The sequence below is a fragment of the Micromonospora sp. DH13 genome, from assembly GCF_020873825.1.
Taxonomy (GTDB): Bacteria; Actinomycetota; Actinomycetes; order Mycobacteriales; family Micromonosporaceae; genus Micromonospora; species Micromonospora haikouensis.
In genome coordinates this window covers 151,053-170,362 of the sequence record NZ_JAHWGR010000013.1, presented here as the reverse complement: position 1 = coordinate 170,362, position 19,310 = coordinate 151,053, and the positions used below count along the sequence as shown (strand labels likewise).

Sequence of the window (19,310 nt, the reverse complement as noted above, 5' to 3'; positions counted from 1 at the left end):
GACGAACGCCCCTCACCCTGGAGTGTCCCCCTTGCAGAACCTCGTCACCGATCTGCTGGTCACCCTCGCCTACGGCGTGGTCGGCGTCGTCCTGATGGGCATCGGCTACGGGCTGGTCGACGTGGCCACCCCCGGCAAGCTGCACGAGCTGATCTGGACCGAGCGCAACCGCAACGCCGCCCTGCTGCTGTCGTCCAACCTGCTCGGCGTCGGCACCATCGTGGTCGCCGCGATCGTCGCCAGCGAGGACGACTTCGTGCTCGGCCTCGTCGGCGCGGCGGCGTACGGGATCGTCGGCCTGGTCATCATGGCCGCCGCGTTCCTGCTGCTCGACGCCGTGACCCCGGGGCGGCTCGGTGAGCTGCTGGTCGACCCGGAGCCGCACCCCGCCGTGTGGGTGTCCGCCGTCGTGCACCTCGCCACCGGCGCGATCATCGCCGCCGCGATCAGCTGATGGCCGCCGGCAAGCACCCGGGCGGCGGGCGGCCCGGCCAGCCGGCGGCGAAGAAGTCGTCGGCCGCCAACGGCTGGGTCATCGCGCTGGTGACCGTCGTCCTCGTCGGCGGCTGCATCGGCATCGGCGTGGTCAACGGCGACTCCGGCGGCACCACCGTCCCCGCCCCGGCGGCCGACGAGCGGGCCGACACCGTGCCGATCCTCGCCCAGGCCGCCGCCAGCCAGGGCGTCTGCTACGGCTGGCGGCTGGAGAGCTGGTACGGCTCCACCCCGGTCAGCGTCGGCTCCAACCTCGGCGACGGGGTCCCTGTGGTCGACGACCCGGCCTGCCCGCGCTGGGTCGAGGTGACCGCCGACGTCCGCTACACGTCGGAGAGCAGCGAGAGCAGCGACTCGGCGACCATCAACGTGACCGGCTCGCCCGACATCGACCGCGCCGACCTGTACGCCGTCGAGACCGGCCTCGCCCGCTTCGGCCTCGACTCCGACGTGTTCGTCGACGACCCCGGCTGGGCGGTCTGCCGGGCCGCCGTGGCGCTGCCGCTGCTGCTCGCCGAGACCGGCGTGGTGTCGCCCGCCGCCGCCCCCACCGCGCAGCCCGGCGCGACCGCCGCCCCGCTGCCCGACGCCGGCAGCGACTTCTGGCGGGACCGCTGGGGCTGGCTGCTCGCCACCGGCGGGCTGCTGCTGGTCACCGCGCTGCTGTTCACCGTCGGGTTCGTGCAGCGGGGCCGGCAGCGCGCGGCGGCGCCCGCCGGGCGTACCCCGGGGAAGGCGTGACCACCGAGGTGCCGGCGGCGGTCGACGGCGAGGCCCCCGCCGCCGCCCGGCCGCGCTGGCGGCTGGCCCGCTCGGCGGTGCTGGTCGCGGTCTTCGTCTGCGCCGCCTGCGGCCTGGTCTACGAGCTGGCCCTGGTCGCGCTCGGCAGCTACCTGATCGGCGACGCCGTCGGCCAGGCGTCGATCGTGCTCGGCGTGATGGTCTTCGCGATGGGCGTCGGCGCGCTCGCCGCGAAGCCGTTGCAGCCCCGGGCCGCCGCCGCGTTCGCCGTGGTCGAGCTGCTCCTCGCCCTGCTCGGCGGGCTGTCGGTGCTCGGCCTCTACGCCGCGTTCGCCTGGCTCGACCTGTACGGCCCGGCGCTGGTCGGCACCGCGTTCGTGCTCGGGCTGCTCATCGGCGCGGAGATCCCGCTGCTGATGGTCATGCTGCAACGCATCCGCCAGCAGTCCGCCGGCAGCGCCGTGGCCGACCTGTTCGCCGCCGACTACGTCGGCGCGCTGCTCGGCGGGCTGGCCTTTCCGTTCCTGCTGATCCCGGTCTTCGGGCAGCTCAAGGGCGCGCTGGTGGTCGGCGCGGTGAACGCGGTGGCCGGCGTGGCGCTGGTCTGCACCGTGTTCCGGGCGGAGCTGAGCCGCCGAGCGCGCGTCGCCGTCGGCGCCGGCTCCGTCGTGGTCGCGCTCTGTTTGGGGTACGCCTGGGTCACCGCCGCCGACTTCGAGGTGACCGCCCGGCAGCAGCTCTACCGCGACCCGGTGGTGCACGCCGAGCGCAGCCGCTACCAGGAGATCGTGCTGACCCGCTCGGTGCGGGAGGTCGGCCACGCCGACACCGACCTGCGGCTGTTCCTCAACGGCGACCTCCAGTTCAGCTCCGTCGACGAGTACCGCTACCACGAGGCGCTCGTACACCCCGCGCTGAACGGCCCGCGCGGCGAGGTGCTGGTGCTCGGCGCCGGCGACGGGCTCGCGGTGCGGGAGATCCTGCGCTACCCCGACGTGCGGCGGGTGACCGTCGTCGACCTCGACCCGGCCGTGGTGGCGCTGGCCCGCAGCGAGCCGCAGCTGCGCGAGCTGAACGGCGACGCGTTCGCCGACCCCCGGGTGCGGGTGGTCAACGTCGACGCGTTCGGCTGGCTGCGCTCCGCCACCGAACGGTTCGACGTGGTCGTCGCCGACCTGCCCGACCCCGACGAGACGGCCACCGCCAAGCTCTACACCGTCGAGTTCTACGCGCTGGTCCGGGCGGTCCTCGCCGACGGCGGGCGGCTCGTCGTGCAGTCCGGCTCCCCGTACTTCGCGCCCCGGTCGTACTGGTCGATCGAGGCGTCGGTACGCGAGGCCGGCTTCGCCACCGTGCCGTACCACGTCGACGTGCCCAGCTTCGGCGACTGGGGGTTCGTGCTCGCCGCCCCGGGTGCCGCCCCGCCCGCGCTGGCGCTGCCCGCCGACGCCCCCCGGCTGCGCTTCCTCACCGCCGGCACGCTGGCGTCGGCCGCGAACTTCCCCGCCGACCGGGGCCGGCTCGACGTGCCCGCCTCCACGCTGCTGCGGCCCAGGGTGCTGGAGTACGCCCGCGTCGAGTGGCGCGGCTACTAGCGTCGGGACCATGGTGCGCGGACCGTCGCGTCGTCACTGGATGCCGCCCCGGGCGCTGGCCGCGGCGGCGTACCTCCAGGCGTTCGTGCTGTCCGGGGTGGCCGCCGTGCTGCTGACCCGGGTGCTCCTGCGGGCCACCGGCTATCCCCAGCTCGGCGGCGGCGGCCTGCACATCGCGCACGTGCTCTGGGGCGGCCTGCTGCTGGCCGCCGGCCTCGGCGTGGCGCTGGTCTTCCTCGGCGGCGCGGCCCGGATGACCGGCGCGATCCTCGGCGGGATCGGGTTCGGCCTGTTCATCGACGAGGTGGGCAAGTTCGTCACGGCCCGCACCGACTACTTCTACGCCCCCGCCGCCGGCATCATCTACGCCGTCTTCGCGGTGCTGGTGGTCATCACGCAGGCGGTCCGGGAGCGGACCCGGCTGATCCCCGAGGAGCGGACCGCGAACGCCCTGGACGCCGTGGCCGGCGGCCTGATCGACGGGCTCACCGACCGGCGTCGGGCGCAGGTGCTGCGGCTGGCCCGGGGCTCCGGCGCGGAGACCGAGGCCGCCGTGGCCGCGCTGCTCGACGCGGTGCCCCGCCGGGAACCGCCGCCGCCCCGGTTCTGGCAGCCGTGGCTGGCCCGCGTCCGCCGGGTCGCCGTCGGGCTGACCGACCAGCGGTGGGTGGTCCGTTTCGTGGTGCTCTACCTGGTGGTGGAGCCGGCGCTGACCGTGGTCGGGGTGGCGGTCGACGGCGTCACCGGGGCGTTGGACGAGGAGCGGGAGTGGGGCGCGGTGCTCGGCGTGTCGGCGTCCGCGCTGGCCACGGCGGTGCTCAGCATCGCGGCGGCCGTCCGGCTGCGGCGGGACCGGATCGGCGCGTTCCGGCTGTTCAAGCTGGCGATCCTGGTCGACCTGCTGTTCGGGCAGATCTTCAACTTCACCGTCAACCAGTTCGGGGCGGTCGCCGCGCTGGCCTTCGACCTGTTCCTGCTCGCCGTGGTGACGGCCGAGCACCGCCGGCTGTCCCGGGCCCGCTGACGGGCGGCACGGGACTCCGGACGATACCGTGACGTCGTGATCTAGAAGGGAGAAGTCATGGTCGATACCCACAGCACGCCGTCGCGGGCCCGTCCGGGCATCGTGACGATCTCCAGTTACCTGCTCATGTTCTTCGCTCTGCTCCAGCTGCTCAACCTCGTCACGACGATCGCCGTGGCCGGCAAGCTCCGGCAGGGCTTCGAGGACGCGTTCGCGGGCACCGCGAGCGGGGCCGAGGGGTTGGGCACCTTCGTCGTCGGCTTCGCCATCGGCAGCGCCGTGCTGATGCTGGTCCTCGCCCTGGTCCTCGTCGTACTGGCGATCTTCAACAACCGGGGCAGCAACGGCAGCCGCATCACCACCTGGGTGCTCGGCGGCATCCTGCTCTGCTGCGTCGGCGGCAGCATGATCAACGGCGCGGCCGGCTCGATGGGCGGGCCGTCGGCCGGCGGGGACGCGCCGAGCGCCGAGGAGATCGAGCGCAGCCTGACCGCGGCGCTGCCCTCCTGGTACACCCCGGTCAGCCTGCTGCTCGGGGTCGCGGGCCTGCTCGCCGTGCTGGCCGCGCTGATCCTGCTGGCCCTGCCGAAGGCGAACGAGTTCTTCCGCAAGCCGAAGCAGGGCTGGGAGCCGCCGGTCCCGGGTGCCGCCTACCCGGCGTACCCGCAGCAGCCCGGCTACCCGCAGACCCCGGGTTACCCGGCCACCCCCGGCTACCAGCCCGGCCACCCGACGTACCCGCACGGGACCCACAGCTCGTCCACCCCGGACCAGTCGCCCTACCCGGACCAGCCGGGGCCGTCCCCGTCCGACCGGCCGGACCCGTCCGGGCCCGGGCAGGGTGGCGACCCGGGGCCGTCGCCCTCCAGCGGCTCGTCGGACTCGGGCTGGTCGTCCGGCGGTTCCTCGGACTCCGGCTCCTCGTCCGGCGGTTCGTCGGACTCGGGCTCGTCCTCCTCGTCGTCGGACTGAGCATCGATGCCGCCCCGCCCGCGACCAGCCGGGCGGGGCGCGCCGGATAACGGCGACACCGACCGTCCCTCCGAGTAGGTTCCAACCGGACGCCTACCGGAGGGACTCGTCGTGTCGTACCCCGATCAGGTGCCGGCCCGTCGCCCCGCGGCCGTCGGGCTGGCGGCGGCGGTGCTGCTGCTGATGGCCGCCGGTGCCGTGGCCTCGGCGGTCGCCGCGCTGCTCGCCCTCGGCGGCACCGTCGGGCGGTTCCGGTCGGCGGCGGCCGGCACCTCGGCCGGTGCGGCGGAGGTCGACGACGTGGTCCTCCTGCTGCGCGGCGCGACGATCGCCTCGGCGGTGGTGACGGTGCTGGTGGGCGTCGTGCTGGTCGGCCTGGCGGCCGGGCTGCTCGCCGGCCGGCCCGGGGCCCGGCTGGCGACCTGGGTGGTCTGCGGGCTGGGCGCGCTGTTCGGCTGCTGCGCGGTGGCCGCGCTGGTCGGCCAGCGGGCCGTGCCGCTGCGGCTGTCCGCCGGCGACCGGTCCGCCGCCGAGTTGCTGGGCCTCGTCGGCGACGCGTACCCGGAGTTCTGGCTCGCGGCCAACGCCGCGCTTTCGGTCGGCCAGGCGCTCGGTTACCTTGTGGTAGCCGCGTTGCTGGTCTCGCCGAGCGCCAGCGCCTGGTTCCGCCGGCGGCACCCCGCGCCGGCACCGACCGCCGCCCCGCACCACCCGCCCCGCTGAGGATCGTCCGTGACGCCAGAGCAGGTCCCCGCCATGCGCCGTGCGCTGGTCACCGGCGCGACGGCGGGCATCGGCGCGGAGTTCGCCCGCCGGCTCGCCGCCGACGGCTGGGCCCTGGTGCTGGTGGCACGCGACGCCGCCCGGCTGGCGGAGAAGGCCGCCGAGCTGACGGGCCGGTACGGCCACCCCGTCGAGGTGATCCCGGCGGACCTGTCCACCGCCGACGGCTGCGCCGACGTGGAACGGCGGCTGGCCGGCGACGAGCAGGTGGACCTGCTCGTCAACAACGCCGGGATCAGCCTCAACCAGCCGTTCCTGCGGTCCTCGATGGCCGATGAGTCCCGCCTGCTGGGGCTGAACGTGCACGCGGTGCTGCGGTTGACCCGCGCGGCGGTCGGCCCGATGATCCGGCGGGGCGACGGGGCAGTGATAAATGTCTCTTCGGTCGCCGGCTTCGGTCCCGTGATGCCGGGATCGACGTATCCGGCGAGCAAGGCGTGGGTGACGGCCTTCAGCGAGTCCGTCGACCTCGCGACCCGCCCGCGTGGAGTACGCGTGATGGCCCTCTGCCCTGGTTACACCCGCACCGGCGCGCACGAGCGGATCGGGATCGACATGTCCGGCACGCCCCGCCTGATGTGGCTGACCGCCGAGCAGGTCGTCGACGAAGCCCTGCGTGACCTGCGGAAAGGCCGCACGGTCAGCGTTCCGTCACGGCGTTACAAGCTGGCCGTCGCGGCGGTGCGGCACGCTCCCCGGGGGCTGCTGCGCCGGTTCGCCCGGGACACCCGGGGCCGCGACGACCGTCGCCCCGGCTGACCTGCGGCGCAGCGGCGGCAGACCGTCCCCTTCGGCGGTTCGGCCGACCCGGCCCGGCTAATCGATCGCACAGAGTAGCCGAATATCGCCAACCATCGGTCGCCCGTGGGGCTGACCGGGGTGGACCCCACACACACCTCCCAGACTTGCGCAGTACCCTCTATCGCCATGGGGGACCACGACGACCTGCGTAAATTCATCATCGACCTGGCTGTGGTCCACGGGCGGGTGGTGCTCTCCTCCGGTCGGGAGGCGGACTGGTATGTCGATCTGCGACGTGTCACGCTCCATCACCAGGCCGCTCCGTTGGTCGGTCGGGTGCTGCTCGACCTGACCGCCGACTGGGAGTACGACGCCGTCGGTGGCCTGACCCTGGGCGCCGATCCGGTGGCGCTCTCCATGTTGCACGCCGCGTCGGCGACCGACCGATCGCTCGACGCTTTCGTTGTCCGTAAGGCGGGTAAGGCTCATGGTCTGCAACGCCGCATCGAGGGGCCGGACGTGGCCGGACGACGGGTACTGGCGGTCGAGGACACGTCGACGACCGGTGGCAGCGTGCTGACCGCAGTAGAGGCGCTGCGCGAGGCCGGAGCCGAAGTAGTGGGTGTGGCGGTTATTGTTGATCGTGGCGCCGGCGACGCGGTGGAAGCCGCCGGACTGCCGTATCGGGCGGCCTATACGTTGGCTGACCTCGGCCTTGTGGCCTAAAAGTTTGCCGATTCGGACTTGCTGATATGCAGGCGGATCGATGCTGCTGGTGGAAGGATGGAATACGTGGGAACTGCGTTGGCTGAAATGACCATGCCTCAGATCTCGCCGCTTGCCGGCGAGCCGATCGAACGCGCCGACGCCGAGCGGCTGGCGGGGGTCCTCAAGGCCCTTGCCGACCCTGCTCGGCTGCGGCTGCTCAGCCTGATCCAGTCGGCCCCCGAGGGCGAAGCGTGCGTGTGCGACCTGACCGCGCCGCTCGGCCTCTCCCAGCCGACGGTCAGCCACCACCTGCGTATCCTCACCGAGGCCGGCTTGCTGGAGCGGGAGAAGCGCGGGGTCTGGGCGTACTACAGGTTGGTGCCGACCGCGATCGCCACGATCGCGGATCTGCTGACCCCGCCGCGTAAGCGGGCCACCAAGAAGGCCCGCTGACGAGGTTTTCCGTTCCGGCCGTCCCGCCTCAGGACGGCATCGGGTGGCGTGCAAGGGGTGGCGCCACCACCGGACGGTGACGCCTGCCCGGGTAACCGGCAGTCGCCTCGTTACTTGATTGCGGCTTGAACGATGGCCGGTCCCGTCGAAACGGGACCGGCCATCGACGTACGCCTTCTCCGTCAGTGGCCCTCGCCGCGCTCCGGCCACCGACCGCCGTCCTGCGGCGGCTGCTGCGGGAACTGCTGCTGCCCGTGCGGGGCCTGACCGTGGTGGTCGTGGTGGTGGTGCTCGACCGCGTCCCGGACGGCCTCCACCGCACCGGCCGCGCTGGCCGCGGCGATCACCGTCATGACCTCGCCCCGCTTGCGGGCCCGCCGGTCGCGGAGGAACTCGAAGAAGATCGGCAGCACCGAGATCAGGATGATCAGCGCGACCACCGGCAGGATGTACCGGTCGATCTTGTCGCCGATCGCGTTGTAGATCTGCTCGGCCAGCAGGTAGCCGATCAGCAGGATGCCGTCCACCCACAGGATCGCCCCGACGACGTTCCACAGGAAGAACTGCCTCGCCGGCATGCCGAGCACGCCGGCCACCGGGTTGAGGAACGTGCGGACGATCGGGATGAACCGGGCCAGCACCACGGCCTTGGCCGGGCCGAACTTCCGGAAGTAGTGCTCGGCCTTCTCCACGTACTCCCGCTTGAACAGCCGCGAGTTGGGGCGCTCGAACATGCGGCGGCCGTACCGCGCGCCGAGCCAGTGCCCGAGCTGCGCACCGACGATCGCGCAGATCGGGCCGCCGATCAGCAGCCCGACCAGGGAGAGCCGGGTGCCGTCGCCGAAGATCGCGTCCGCCACCGGCGAGGCGGCGACGCCGGCCAGGAACAGCAGCGAGTCGCCCGGGAAGAAGAAGCCGACGAGCAGCCCGGTCTCGGCGAACAGGATCACCCAGACACCGATCAGCCCGAAGGTCTGGAGTAGATCCTTCGGATCGAGCGGGTTCAGGGCGACGGTCTCGGAGACCGCCCGTGCCTTCTCTGCTGTGTCCACGGCCACACAGGGTACCGAACCCGGAACCGGTCGCGCTCCGCGCCGCCCCGGACCGGGCCGGCCGCCGCCCGCACCGGCGGGGGCGACCAGCCCGGTCCCGCCTCACAGGCGCGGGTCGACCGGCTCCGACTCGCAGGCCAGGACGGCGAAGACCAACTCGTGGCGACGCCACAGCGGAGCGCCATCCGCCAGCGCGGCCAGGGCCGCCAGCCCGAGCGCGTGCTCGCGCAGGGCCAGCCCCCGCTTGCGCCCCAGCGACCGGCGGCGCAGCGCGGCCAACTGCTCCGGCTCGGTGTACCCGGGACCGTAGATGATCCGCAGGTACTCCCGGCCCCGACACTTGATGCCCGGCTGGAGCAGCGACCCCTTCGGCGACCGGGCGGCCAGCCCCGCGTACGGCTTGACGACCATGCCCTCCCCGCCGGCGGCGGTCAGCGCCAGCCACCAGTCGGTCGCGTCCGCCTCGGCCGAGGCGTCGGCCAGGTCGACGACCCGCCGCCGGGTGACCGTGAAGAACCCCGGGTCGGCGGCGCACAGCCGGTCGGCCAGGTCCAGGTGCCAGCCGTGGTCCCGCTCGACGTGGCTCGCCCCGGCGGAGGCGAGCACCGCGAACGGGGCGAGGGTCACCCCGGCCAGCCCGTCCGTCGGTGCCACGTACGCCCGGTAGGCCGCCGAGTACGCCTCGACGTCCGCCCGGCGGGCCGCCATCCGCGCCCGCAGGTCGCCCACCGGCAGCCCCCGCCCGGCCGCCGCGTCCAGGGTGGCCAGCACCGCCGGCAGGGCCGCGCGGCCCGCCGCGCCCACGCTCGCGTACTGCTCGCGGATCAGCCCGCCCGCCTTCGCCGACCAGGGCAGCAGCTCGCAGTCGAGCAGCAGCCAGTCGGTGTCCAGCTCCGCCCAGAGCCCTGCCGCGCCGACCGCCGCCCGGACCCGGCCCAGCAGCTCGCCGTCCAGCGGCGGGCCGAAGAACGGTCGGCCCGTGCGGGTGTGCACCACCCCGCCGCCAGGCCCGAACGGGCCGCCGTCCGGGTCGCGGCAGACCAGCACCACCGCCCGCGAGCCCATGTGCTTCTCCTCGCACACCACCCGGTCGACGCCGGCCGCCCGGTAGTCGGCGAACGCCTGCGCCGGATGCTCCAGGAACCCGTCGGCCGTGGCCGTGGAGCAGGGCGCCATCGTCGGCGGCAGCCAGGTCAGCCAGCGCGGGTCCACGGCGAACCGGCTCATCACCTCCAGCGCGGCGGCGGCGTTCTCGGCCGGCACGGTCAGCGTCCCGTACGCGTGCTCGACGTGCCGCCGACCGGTCACGTCGCGCAGGTCCAGCACCGCGTCCGGGCGGGCCGGGGCGGGCGCGACCAGCGGGCGGACCGGGGCGTACCACTCCTTGACCGCCGGGACGGAGACCAGCTCCTTCTCCGGGTACCGCAGCGCTGTCAGCTTCCCGCCGAACACGCAGCCGGTGTCGACGCAGATCGTGTTGTTCACCCACTCCGGCTCCGGGGTGGGCGTGTGCCCGTACACGACCATGGCCGAGCCCCGGTAGTCGCGTGCCCACGGGTAGCGCACCGGCAGGCCGTACTCGTCGGTCTCGCCCGTGGTCTCCCCGTACAGCGCGAACGACCGGACCCGGCCCGACGCGCGGCCGTGGTATTCCTCCTTGAGCCCGGCGTGCGCGACCACCAGCCGGCCGCCGTCGAGCACGAAGTGGCTGACCAGGCCGTCCACGAACGTCGCGACCTCGGCCACGAACGCCGGGTCCTCCGCGTCGAGCTGGGCCATCGTCTCGGCCAGGCCGTGGGTGAGCCGCACGTCCCGGCCGCGCAGCTTGCGCAGCAGCTTCTGCTCGTGGTTGCCCGGCACGCAGATCGCGTGGCCGGCCGCCACCATGCCCATCACCAGGCGGAGCACCCCGGGGGAGTCCGGGCCGCGGTCCACCAGGTCACCGACGAAGACGGGGGTACGCCCGGCCGGGTGCACCGCGTCCACCGGGCGGCCCGCGTCGTCGCGGCGCAGCACGTAGCCCAGCCGGAGCAGCAGCGCCTCCAGCTCCTCGCGGCAGCCGTGGACGTCGCCGACGATGTCGAACGGGCCGGTCAGCTCCCGCCGGTCGTTGAACAGCTTCTCGTAGCGGATCTGCGCCGCGTCGATCTCGTCGACCCCGCGCAGCACGTGCACCTTCCGGAAGCCCTCCCGGGCCAGCCGCCCGTACGACTGCCGCAGGTCCCGCTGCATCCGGGTCAGCACCTGCCGGCCGTGGGTGCGGTCGGCCCGCCCCTGCGTGCGCTCCCACGCCACCGCCTCCGGCACGTCCAGCACGATCGCCACCGGCAGCACGTCGTGCTCGCGGGCCACCCGGACCAGCCCGGCGCGCGCGTGCGGCTGGAGGTTGGTGGCGTCCACGACGGTGAGCAGGCCGCGCCGCAGCCGGATCCCCGCCACGTGGTGCAGGGCGTCGAACGCGTCGGCGGAGGCCGACTGGTCGTTCTCGTCGTCGGCGACCATCCCCCGGAACGCGTCGGAGGAGAGCACCTGGCTCGGCGCGAAGTGCCGCCGGGCGAAGGTGGACTTGCCGGAGCCGGAGACGCCGACCAGCGCCACCAGGGCCAGCTCGGGAATCTCGATCACGCGGCCTTCTCCTTCGTGCCCGTTCCTGCGGTCGTCGTTTCCGTGGTGCGGAACACGGCGAGCTGGGTCGGCGGACCCACCTCCGGATCGTCGTCGCCGACACCCCGGAGCTGCGCCGCGTAGCCGTACGTCGCCGCGACCCGGTCCACCCAGGCCGCGAACTCGGCCCGGGTCCACTCGAAGCGGTGGTCGGCGTGCCGGAACCGGCCCACGCCGAGCCCCTCGTAGCGGACGTTGTGCTCGACGTTCGGCGTGGTCACCACGACCGTCGCCGGCCGGGCGTGGCCGAACACGGCGTCCTCCAGCGCCGGCAGGCGCGGCGGGTCGACGTGCTCGATCACCTCCATCAGGACCGCCGCGTCGTACCCGCGCAGCCGGTCGTCCCGGTAGGTCAGGGCGGACTGCCACAGCCGGATCCGGTCGCGCTGCCGCTCCGGCAGCCGGTCCAGCCGCAGCCGGCGGGCCGCCAGCGTCAGCGCGTGGGCGGACACGTCCGTGCCGACGACCTCCGTGAACCGCCGGTCGCCCACCAGGGCGGACAGCAGCGCGCCCGGACCGCAGCCGAGGTCCAGCACCCGGGTCGCCCCGCTTTCCGCGAGCGCGGCGAGCACCGCCTCCCGGCGGCGCAGCGCCAGCGCCGGCCGGCGCGGGACCTCCGCGCGGTCCTCCTCGGCCACGCTGTCGGCGGGCGGCTCCTCGGCCAGCCGCCGCTCGGCGAGCCGGGCCATCGCCTCCCCCGCGAGGGCGCGGCGGTGGGCCAGGTAGCGGCGGGTGATGGTGGCCCGCTCCGGGTGGTCGGCGAGCCAGCCCGCACCGGCCCGGAGCAGCTTGTCGATCTCGTCCGGGGCGACCCAGTAGTGCTTCGCGTCGTCGAGGACGGGCAGCAGCACGTACAGGTGGTTGAGGGCGTCGGCGAGCCGCAGCGTGCCGGTGAGCGTCAGGTCGACGTACCGGCTGTCGCCCCACTGCGGGTGCGACTCGTCGAGCGGGATCGGGGCGGCCGTCACCGCCCAGCCCAGCGGGGCGAACACCCGCTCGGCCAATTCGCCGCCGCCCCGGCAACGCAGCACGGGGACCCGCACCTCCAGCGGGATCGGCACGGCGGCCAGCTCCGGCCGGTCCCGGGACTCGCCGCGCAGCGCCGAGCGGAACACCTTGGCCAGCGCCGAGGCCAGCAGGCTCGACGCGGCGTACGGCCGGTCGTTGACGTACTGGCCGAGGGTGAAGTTGTCCGGGGCGGCCGCCTGCCGGTGGCCCCTGCCCCTGCCGTGCCCGCCGGCCAGCCGCAGCGGATCGACGTCGACGATCAGGGCGGCGGTGCAGCGCTGCTCGTCGGCCTCCGGGTAGAGCACGTGCGCCGCGCCGACGGGCAGCTCGAAGGAATGCACCCGGTCCGGATGCTTGACGAGCAGGTAGCCGAGGTCGGTGGCGGGACGGTGCGTCGTGGTGAGGGTGAGCAGCACGGCCCCCATGGTGTCAGGGGCCTCGATCTTGCGTCGTCCGCTTTTCGGTGCGGTGCTTGGTTGTGGTGGTTGCGGTGGGGGGCTCCCCGGAAACCCTTCGTGGTGTCGGCCGGCGCTCTGGTGGCGCGGGGCCGTGGGTGCTCAGCGGTAGTCGTCCTCGTCGGCGGCGACGATCCGGGCCTGCTCCATGGCGTCCCAGTCGCCGACCTCCAGGCCCCGGCTCGGCTCGCCCTCGCTGTCGGCCGGGTCGGCGGAGGTGGCCTGCTCCACGGCGTCGGCCGCCGGGGCCTCCGGGTCCCGCTCCTCCGGCGCGAGGTGGTCGCTCGGGGTGAAGTCCTCGTCGGGCTGACCCATCGTCCCTCCCTGAATCGGCGGAAAGCTACCCACACCGTACGGGCTGGCCGGGGCTGCCGCTCGGTGGCGGGGGTGGAGTCGGCGGATTCCCTCCTCCGGATCGGGCCGGCGGTGCCAGGATGGTGCCGTGGGCTTCCTGATCCGGCTGGCGATCACCGCGATCGCGTTGTGGATCACCACGCTGATCGTGCCCGGCGTCGACGTGGGTGGCCGCAGCGGCGGCAACACCGCGCTGACCCTGGTGGCGGTGGCGTTGATCTTCGGCGTGGTCAACGCGGTGCTCAAGCCGGTGATCAAGGTGGTGGGCTGCGTCTTCTACCTGCTGACCCTGGGGCTGTTCGCGTTGGTGGTCAACGCGCTGCTGTTCCTGCTGACCGACTGGATCGCCCGGCACCTGGACCTGCCGTTCCGGGTGGAGGGTTTCTGGCCCGCCTTCTGGGGGGCCATCGTCATGGCGGTGGTGACCTGGCTGATCAGCGTCGCCGTGCCGGACAACCTGGCGGACCGGTGAGGCTCCGACCGGGTGCCGCCGGGCCTTGCGGGCGGCCCGCGCGGCGGCCGGCCATGGGCCGGTTTCGTCCGTGGCCACCTCCTGCGGGATACTTCCGGCGGAGGACAGCGCGGTCCGGCGCACCCACGGAAGACAGCGGCCGGTGACGGCCGACAGCGGTAAGTAAGGAGCGTTCGACATGCCCATCGCTTCCCCCGAGGTCTACGCGGAGATGCTGGACCGCGCCAAGGCGGGCCGGTACGCATACCCCGCGATCAACGTGACGTCCTCGCAGACGCTGAACGCGGCGCTCAAGGGCTTCGCCGACGCGGAGAGCGACGGCATCATCCAGGTCTCCACCGGCGGCGCGGAGTACCTCTCCGGTCCGTCCGTGAAGGACATGGTCACCGGCGCGGTGGCGTTCGCCGCGTACGCGCACGAGGTCGCGAAGAAGTACCCGGTCAACGTCGCGCTGCACACCGACCACTGCCCGAAGGACAAGCTGGACAAGTTCGTCCGGCCCCTGATGCAGATCTCCAAGGAGCGGGTCGCCGCCGGCCAGGAGCCGCTGTTCCAGTCGCACATGTGGGACGGCTCGGCCGTGCCCGTGGCGGAGAACCTGGAGATCGCCGCCGAGCTGCTCGACCGGGCCGCCGAGGCCAAGATCGTCCTGGAGATCGAGGTCGGCGTCGTCGGCGGCGAGGAGGACGGCGTCGAGAACGCCATCAACGACAAGCTCTACACCACCGTCGAGGATGGCCTGGCCATGGTCGAGGCGCTCGGCCTGGGCGAGAAGGGCCGCTACATGGCGGCGCTGACCTTCGGCAACGTGCACGGCGTCTACAAGCCGGGCAACGTGAAGCTCCGGCCGGAGATCCTGAACAACATCCAGGAGGCCGTCGCCGCCAAGTACGGCAAGGAAAAGCCGCTCAGCCTGGTCTTCCACGGCGGCTCCGGCTCGCTGCTGTCCGAGATCCGCGAGGCGCTGGACTACGGCGTGGTGAAGATGAACATCGACACCGACACCCAGTACGCCTTCACCCGGCCCGTCGCCGACCACATGCTCCGCAACTACGACGGCGTGCTGAAGATCGACGGCGAGGTCGGCAACAAGAAGCAGTACGACCCGCGCACCTGGGGCAAGCTCGCCGAGGCCGGGCTCGCCGCCCGCGTCGTCGAGGCCTGCGAGCACCTGCGCTCCACCGGCACCAAGCTCAAGTGACGTTAGGAAGGGCCCCTTGTTATCGCCCAGGCGATAACAAGGGGCCCTTCCTTGCACCTAGCCCGCCGTCAGGACGCGGACCGCCTCGTGCACGTCGTCGGTGAGGTGCACCGTGCCCGACAGGTCGCCGAACGGCGAGGCGGCCAGCAGCGGGCGCAGCAGCGACTCCACCGGCAGCTCCGTCGTCCAGTACGCCCGGTCGAGGAAGACGTACGCGCCGCTCGCCCCGTCCGTGCCGTAGTAGGTCTTCGTCGCCGCCTGGAACACCTCCTGCACCGTGCCGGCCCGGCCGGGCGCGAACACGATCCCGCCCCGGGCCAGCCGCAGGATCGTGTCCTCCCGGATGGCGTTCGAGAAGTACTTCGCGATCCGCCCCGCGAACAGGTTCGCCGGCTCGTGCCCGTACAGCCACGTGGGGATGGCCAGCCCGCCGGCCCGCGCCCAGCCCAGATCCAGGTTGAGGTCCGGGTCGCGCTGCCGGGGCACCGCCGGGGCGTACCGCACCCGGACCTCCAGGGCGGCGGACGTGTACCGGTCGTGGTCGGTGAAGTCCGGCGCGGTCGCGAGCAGGTCGATCGCCGCCGTCAGCTCCCCGGCCGGCCGGGTCGACAGGTACGCGCCCAGGTTGGCCGCCTCCATCACGCCCGGCCCACCACCGGTCACCACCAGCCGGTCGGCCCGCGCCAGCTCCCAGCCCAGCACCGCCGCCATCCGGTACGGCACGCTGCCCCGGCGCACCGCGTGCCCGCCCATCACGCCCACCACGGACTGCGGCCCGTGCGCGGCCAGCCAGGCCCGGGTGGCGTCGACCAGCGCGTTGTCCACGCCGTGGTCGTGCAGCCGTTGGCCGAGCGCCTCCTTCACCTCCGGTAGCGCCCCGCCGTGCGCCCGGAAGTGCTCGTACACCCGGGTGTCGTACATGCCGGCGAAGCCGCCCTCGGCGAACCCGGCGGCCAGGTCCTCCGGGGTGTAGAGGTGCGACGGCTGGGTCGGGTACGGCAGCCCGGAGAAGGGCGGCACCACGTTCGCGCCACGCCGGACCAGGTCGGCGCCCACCTCGCGGGAGGCGAACCGGCAGCCCACGAAGAGGGTGCCCGTCACCTCCGTCCCGCTCAGGTCGGGGACCGGGTCGACGTCGAGGCGCAGGCCCTGCACGGTCAGCCCGGCCAGGCTTCCGCCGGCCAGCCGCTGTTCGAACGCGCTGCGGGTCTCGATCTCGGTGGCGCTGGTGTCGTGCGGGGAGAGCACGTCCGCGGGAGGTGGGGTCGGCACGACGCCATCCTGCCCACCCGGGTCAACCCCGCAAACCATCCCGTACGCACAGGAGCCCGGCGGCGAGGCCACCGGGCTCCTGCTCCAACCGGGTCCTGGGGAGGCTCCGGACCAATAGTTGTAGTGGAAAACATCACCCGTCGGCATGGGCCGCAGGTCCGGCCCCGGGAACCGCAGGTCCGGCCGGGGCGAACCGCAGGTCCGGCCATCGTGGACCGCAGGGTCGGTGCCACGACCACAGGCGTGACGAAAGCCTCAACCGTTCAGGTGGCCGGGTCTGCGGACCCCCTCGCGCGGCGCAGAGCGAAGCGGGTTGAATGGGACGATGCAGAACCTGTTGCCTGAGCCACCGGCCACCCTCCTGCCGGCCCACGACGAGGCCGACACCACCCTGGCCGCCGCCGAGGAGGCCGGCACCGACGAGGCGTACGCCGAGGTCGCGGCCCGCTTCCCGACCTACAGTGCGGGCTGGGGTGCGCTCGCGAGCCGGGCCCTGGCCGACGGCCAGGTCGTCCCCGCGTACGCCTACGCCCGGACCGGATACCACCGGGGTCTCGACCAGCTGCGCCGCAGCGGCTGGAAGGGCCACGGCCCGGTGCCCTGGTCGCACGCGCCGAACCGGGGCTTCCTGCGCTGCCTCTACGTGCTCTCCCGGGCCGCCGGCGAGATCGGCGAGGCGGACGAGGCCGCGCGCTGCGCCCAGTTCCTGCGCGACTGCGACCCGGCCGCCGGGGACGCCCTGGCCAGCGCCTGACCCATCCCGAGCAGGTGCGGCGGCCGGTCCGACACCCGTCGGGCCGGCCGCCGCGCTGATCGGGCCCCGCCCCGGTCGGAACCGGGTGCCGGTCAGAGCCCCTCGGCGACCGATGCGGCGATCTTCAGCCAGGCGTCGCGGGTGGCCGACGAGAGCTGCCCGTACCGGATTGGCTCGCCGGTGTCGATCAGGCGCTCGTACGGGGCGAGCAGCACCGCCCGGGTCCGGGCCGCGAAGTGCTCCTGGATGGCGGGCAGGTCGATCTCCTTCCGCGAGGGCGGCATCGACACCACCGTCACCGCCTGCCGGACCAGCCGGTGCCGGCCGCTCTGCTCCAGGTGGTCGAGCATCCGGGCGGCCGTCTCCGCCGAGTCGTTACGGGCCGACATGGTCACCACGAGCTGGTCGGTGGCGTCCATCGCGGCCTGCCAGTTCTGCGCCCGCACGTTGTTGCCGGTGTCCACGAAGATCAGCTTGTAGAACCGGCTGACCACCTCCCGGATCTCGGCGAACGCCGACGCGGTGAGCATCTCCCCGCCGGTGGCCGACTCGTCCGAGGCGAGCACGTCGAACATGCCCTCGCCCTGCGAGCGGACGTACTGCGACAGGTCGCCGACCCGCCCGTGCGCGCCCTGGAACTGGCCGAGGTCGCGCAGCATGTCCCGCACGGTGCGGGAGTGGAAGTCCTGCTGGGCGCGCATCCCCAGGGTGCCCTGGGTCTCGTTGTTGTCCCAGGCCAGCACGTACCCGCCGCGCTTCTGGCCGAAGGTCATGGCGAGCAGCAGGATGGCCACGGTCTTGCCCGCGCCGCCCTTCGGGTTGACCACGGTCACCTGGCGCAGCCCGCCGAAGTTGCGACGCACCATCTCGATGTCGTGGCGCATCTCCTGCTCGTGCCGTCCTGGCGGGAGCTTGATCAACCCGGTCTTGTTCACCACGGCCCGTACGCCCATCGTGGCCACCGGGTCGGCCGGGCGCACCTGCCGGCGGCGGGCGAAGTCCTCTGCGGTCGGCGCGATCCCGGTGTCGGGCGTCCACGCCGGTTCCGGGTACCCCGGCGGCACCCGGGTCACCCCGTCGGCCTGCCGGTACGGCGGCTGCGGCACCGGTGCCACCGGCTGCTGTGCCACGGGAGCCGGGGGCTGCGGCGGCCAGCCCGGTGGGTACCACCCGGACGTGGCCGGCTGCCCGGGCCCGGGGTGCCCCGCGACCGGGTGTCCCTGTTCGGGGTGGCCCTGGTCGGGATGCCTCGGGCCCGGCGGGGCCGCGTCGGGGCGGGGCGGGGCGGGCGGCGGTTGCTGCTGGCCGGGACCCCATCCCGTCGTTGCCTCGCCCGCCGTGGCCGGATAGCCCCCCGCGTACGGGTCGACCGGCCCGGCCGCGGCCCCGGCGACGGCCGGCGGGTACGGGGTGGGGGCCAGCGGCCCGGGCGGGTTCATCACCGGCGGGAACGGCCCGGGTGGCTGCGGAGGTGCTGCCTCGACCGGGCGCGGCACCCCGTCGACCGGCTGCGGCGGCCCGGGCCGTGCTGCCGCGTCGACGGGCTCCGGTGCCACCACGGCCGGCTGCGGCGGTGCGGGCCGTGGGGCCGTTTCGGCGGGGTGCGGCGGTGCGGGTCGGGCCGCCGCCTCGGTCGCCCGCGCCGCTGCGGGTCGCTGCGGCGGCAGCGCCCACGGCGACTCGGCCACCCGCCCGCCGCCGTGCGCGGCCGTGCGGCCCGAGCCGTCCGCCGCGTCGGTACCGCCCGGCCCCTCCGCGCCGCCGGCCGTACCGTTGCTGCTCGCGCCCGTGTTCCCGGTCGCTGGCGCCACCGGCCCGACCGCCGTCACGCCCGGTGCCACCGGGACCGGCCCGGCGGCCGTCGTCCCGTCGGCGGCCCGCAAGGTCCCGGCAGCCGTCGGCGGCTCCGACGCCACCGCGTCGCCCGGCGACCCGTACCCCTCGCCCGGGAGCGGCCCGGGCGACGCCTGCGGGTCCAGGGTGAAGGGCAGGTGCAGGTCGACCGGACCCGGCGTCGGCTGCCCGGCCCGGGGAGCCGGCACCCCGCTGACGGCGGGCGGCGCCCAGGCGGTCTCCGCAGGCACCGGGGCGGGACCGCCCGCGCCGTGCGTGGCCCAGGTGTCGGGCGTGTCCGTGCCGCGGGCGGCCCAGGCGTCGGGCCCCGGCCCGCCCCGCTCCGGGCCTGTCGCTGCGGGCGCTTCGCCCTGCGGACCGGCCACCTGGTACGGCGCGTAGGTGCTCGGCGTGGCTCCCAGCGACGGGTAGGCGTCGGAGGCGACGAACGACGGCTCGGCGTCCTCCTGGTACGGCACGGAACCCGCCGCGGCTGTCATGGCCCACGCCGGAGCGGAGCCGCCCCGCCCGGGATCGGTCGCTTCCGGCGGCCAGAGCGGTTCGATGTCCCGCTCCGGCACCGGCTGCTGGCCGGGCACGTGGACCCGGTCGGCGTTGTCGTCCACGCGGTTCCTCCCAATTCCTCCTGCCGAGGATAGGCCCCGGAGCCGAACCGCCGGGATCGACGCGGGTCTCCGCTTTCCTCCCGCGCCGGTCGCCGCCGGTGTTCCCG

The 19,310-nt window shown here is 74.1% G+C and carries 18 protein-coding genes; 12 read left to right on the top strand and 6 right to left on the bottom strand.

The annotated features are described in order from the left end of the window. Positions 1 to 31: 31 nt before the first annotated feature. The 9 genes from LPA42_RS15535 to LPA42_RS15495 all read left to right on the top strand — a co-directional run bounded on the left by LPA42_RS15535 (position 32) and on the right by LPA42_RS15495 (position 7,512). On the top strand, positions 32 to 454 hold the full coding sequence (locus LPA42_RS15535; protein ID WP_043961148.1) for a DUF350 domain-containing protein: 423 nt from the start codon (positions 32 to 34) through the stop codon (positions 452 to 454). Continuing rightward, positions 454 to 1,236 (top strand): hypothetical protein, encoded by a 783-nt coding sequence (locus LPA42_RS15530; protein WP_228986639.1) that lies wholly within the window; start codon positions 454 to 456, stop codon positions 1,234 to 1,236. The genes LPA42_RS15535 and LPA42_RS15530 overlap by 1 nt, the downstream gene beginning before the upstream one ends. Continuing rightward, positions 1,233 to 2,831, top strand: a complete 1,599-nt coding sequence (locus LPA42_RS15525) for a polyamine aminopropyltransferase (protein ID WP_228986638.1) — start codon at positions 1,233 to 1,235, stop codon at positions 2,829 to 2,831. Before LPA42_RS15530 ends, LPA42_RS15525 begins: the two co-directional genes overlap by 4 nt. Before the next feature lie 40 nt (positions 2,832 to 2,871). Then, positions 2,872 to 3,855: a hypothetical protein gene (locus tag LPA42_RS15520; RefSeq protein WP_077935474.1), complete on the top strand. Its 984-nt coding sequence runs from the start codon at positions 2,872 to 2,874 to the stop codon at positions 3,853 to 3,855. A 57-nt stretch (positions 3,856 to 3,912) separates the two neighbouring features. Continuing rightward, entirely contained in the window at positions 3,913 to 4,827 is a 915-nt protein-coding gene (locus LPA42_RS15515; RefSeq protein ID WP_077935475.1) for a hypothetical protein, read from the top strand. A gap of 111 nt (positions 4,828 to 4,938) precedes the next feature. After that, entirely contained in the window at positions 4,939 to 5,550 is a 612-nt protein-coding gene (locus LPA42_RS15510; protein ID WP_077935476.1) for a hypothetical protein, read from the top strand. Positions 5,551 to 5,583: 33 nt separating this feature from the next. Then, complete coding sequence (locus tag LPA42_RS15505; RefSeq protein ID WP_043961155.1) at positions 5,584 to 6,369, top strand: SDR family oxidoreductase; 786 nt, start codon at positions 5,584 to 5,586, stop codon at positions 6,367 to 6,369. A 168-nt stretch (positions 6,370 to 6,537) separates the two neighbouring features. Next, positions 6,538 to 7,077: an orotate phosphoribosyltransferase gene (gene pyrE / locus LPA42_RS15500; protein ID WP_043963685.1), complete on the top strand. Its 540-nt coding sequence runs from the start codon at positions 6,538 to 6,540 to the stop codon at positions 7,075 to 7,077. A 57-nt stretch (positions 7,078 to 7,134) separates the two neighbouring features. Further along, a complete protein-coding gene (locus LPA42_RS15495; protein WP_007073957.1) occupies positions 7,135 to 7,512 on the top strand; it encodes a helix-turn-helix transcriptional regulator in 378 nt (125 codons plus the stop codon). Positions 7,513 to 7,694: 182 nt separating this feature from the next. Here the strand turns inward: LPA42_RS15495 and LPA42_RS15490 are convergent, their stop codons facing one another. The 4 genes from LPA42_RS15490 to LPA42_RS15475 form a co-directional block, all read right to left on the bottom strand. Next, on the bottom strand, positions 7,695 to 8,570 hold the full coding sequence (locus LPA42_RS15490; protein WP_077935477.1) for a DedA family protein: 876 nt from the start codon (positions 8,568 to 8,570) through the stop codon (positions 7,695 to 7,697). Positions 8,571 to 8,666: 96 nt separating this feature from the next. After that, complete coding sequence (locus LPA42_RS15485) at positions 8,667 to 11,189, bottom strand: polynucleotide kinase-phosphatase (protein WP_077935478.1); 2,523 nt, start codon at positions 11,187 to 11,189, stop codon at positions 8,667 to 8,669. After that, positions 11,186 to 12,652, bottom strand: coding sequence for a 3' terminal RNA ribose 2'-O-methyltransferase Hen1 (locus LPA42_RS15480; RefSeq protein ID WP_077935485.1), 1,467 nt, complete (start codon positions 12,650 to 12,652; stop codon positions 11,186 to 11,188). Before LPA42_RS15480 ends, LPA42_RS15485 begins: the two co-directional genes overlap by 4 nt. Positions 12,653 to 12,793: 141 nt before the next feature. After that, entirely contained in the window at positions 12,794 to 13,006 is a 213-nt protein-coding gene (locus tag LPA42_RS15475) for a hypothetical protein (RefSeq protein ID WP_077935479.1), read from the bottom strand. A gap of 127 nt (positions 13,007 to 13,133) precedes the next feature. Here LPA42_RS15475 and LPA42_RS15470 point away from each other — a divergent pair, with 127 nt between their 5' ends. Then, entirely contained in the window at positions 13,134 to 13,517 is a 384-nt protein-coding gene (locus LPA42_RS15470; RefSeq protein WP_077935480.1) for a phage holin family protein, read from the top strand. A gap of 178 nt (positions 13,518 to 13,695) precedes the next feature. Further along, positions 13,696 to 14,718, top strand: a complete 1,023-nt coding sequence (gene fbaA, locus LPA42_RS15465) for a class II fructose-bisphosphate aldolase (protein ID WP_077935481.1) — start codon at positions 13,696 to 13,698, stop codon at positions 14,716 to 14,718. Between the two features lie 57 nt (positions 14,719 to 14,775). Here the strand turns inward: fbaA and LPA42_RS15460 are convergent, their stop codons facing one another. Beyond that, complete coding sequence (locus tag LPA42_RS15460; protein WP_176734283.1) at positions 14,776 to 15,990, bottom strand: LOG family protein; 1,215 nt, start codon at positions 15,988 to 15,990, stop codon at positions 14,776 to 14,778. Between the two features lie 325 nt (positions 15,991 to 16,315). Here LPA42_RS15460 and LPA42_RS15455 point away from each other — a divergent pair, with 325 nt between their 5' ends. Next, positions 16,316 to 16,744, top strand: a complete 429-nt coding sequence (locus tag LPA42_RS15455) for a DUF3151 domain-containing protein (RefSeq protein ID WP_077935482.1) — start codon at positions 16,316 to 16,318, stop codon at positions 16,742 to 16,744. A gap of 92 nt (positions 16,745 to 16,836) precedes the next feature. Here the strand turns inward: LPA42_RS15455 and LPA42_RS15450 are convergent, their stop codons facing one another. Continuing rightward, entirely contained in the window at positions 16,837 to 18,786 is a 1,950-nt protein-coding gene (locus tag LPA42_RS15450) for a chromosome partitioning protein (RefSeq protein ID WP_308291150.1), read from the bottom strand. Positions 18,787 to 19,310: the final 524 nt, after the last annotated feature.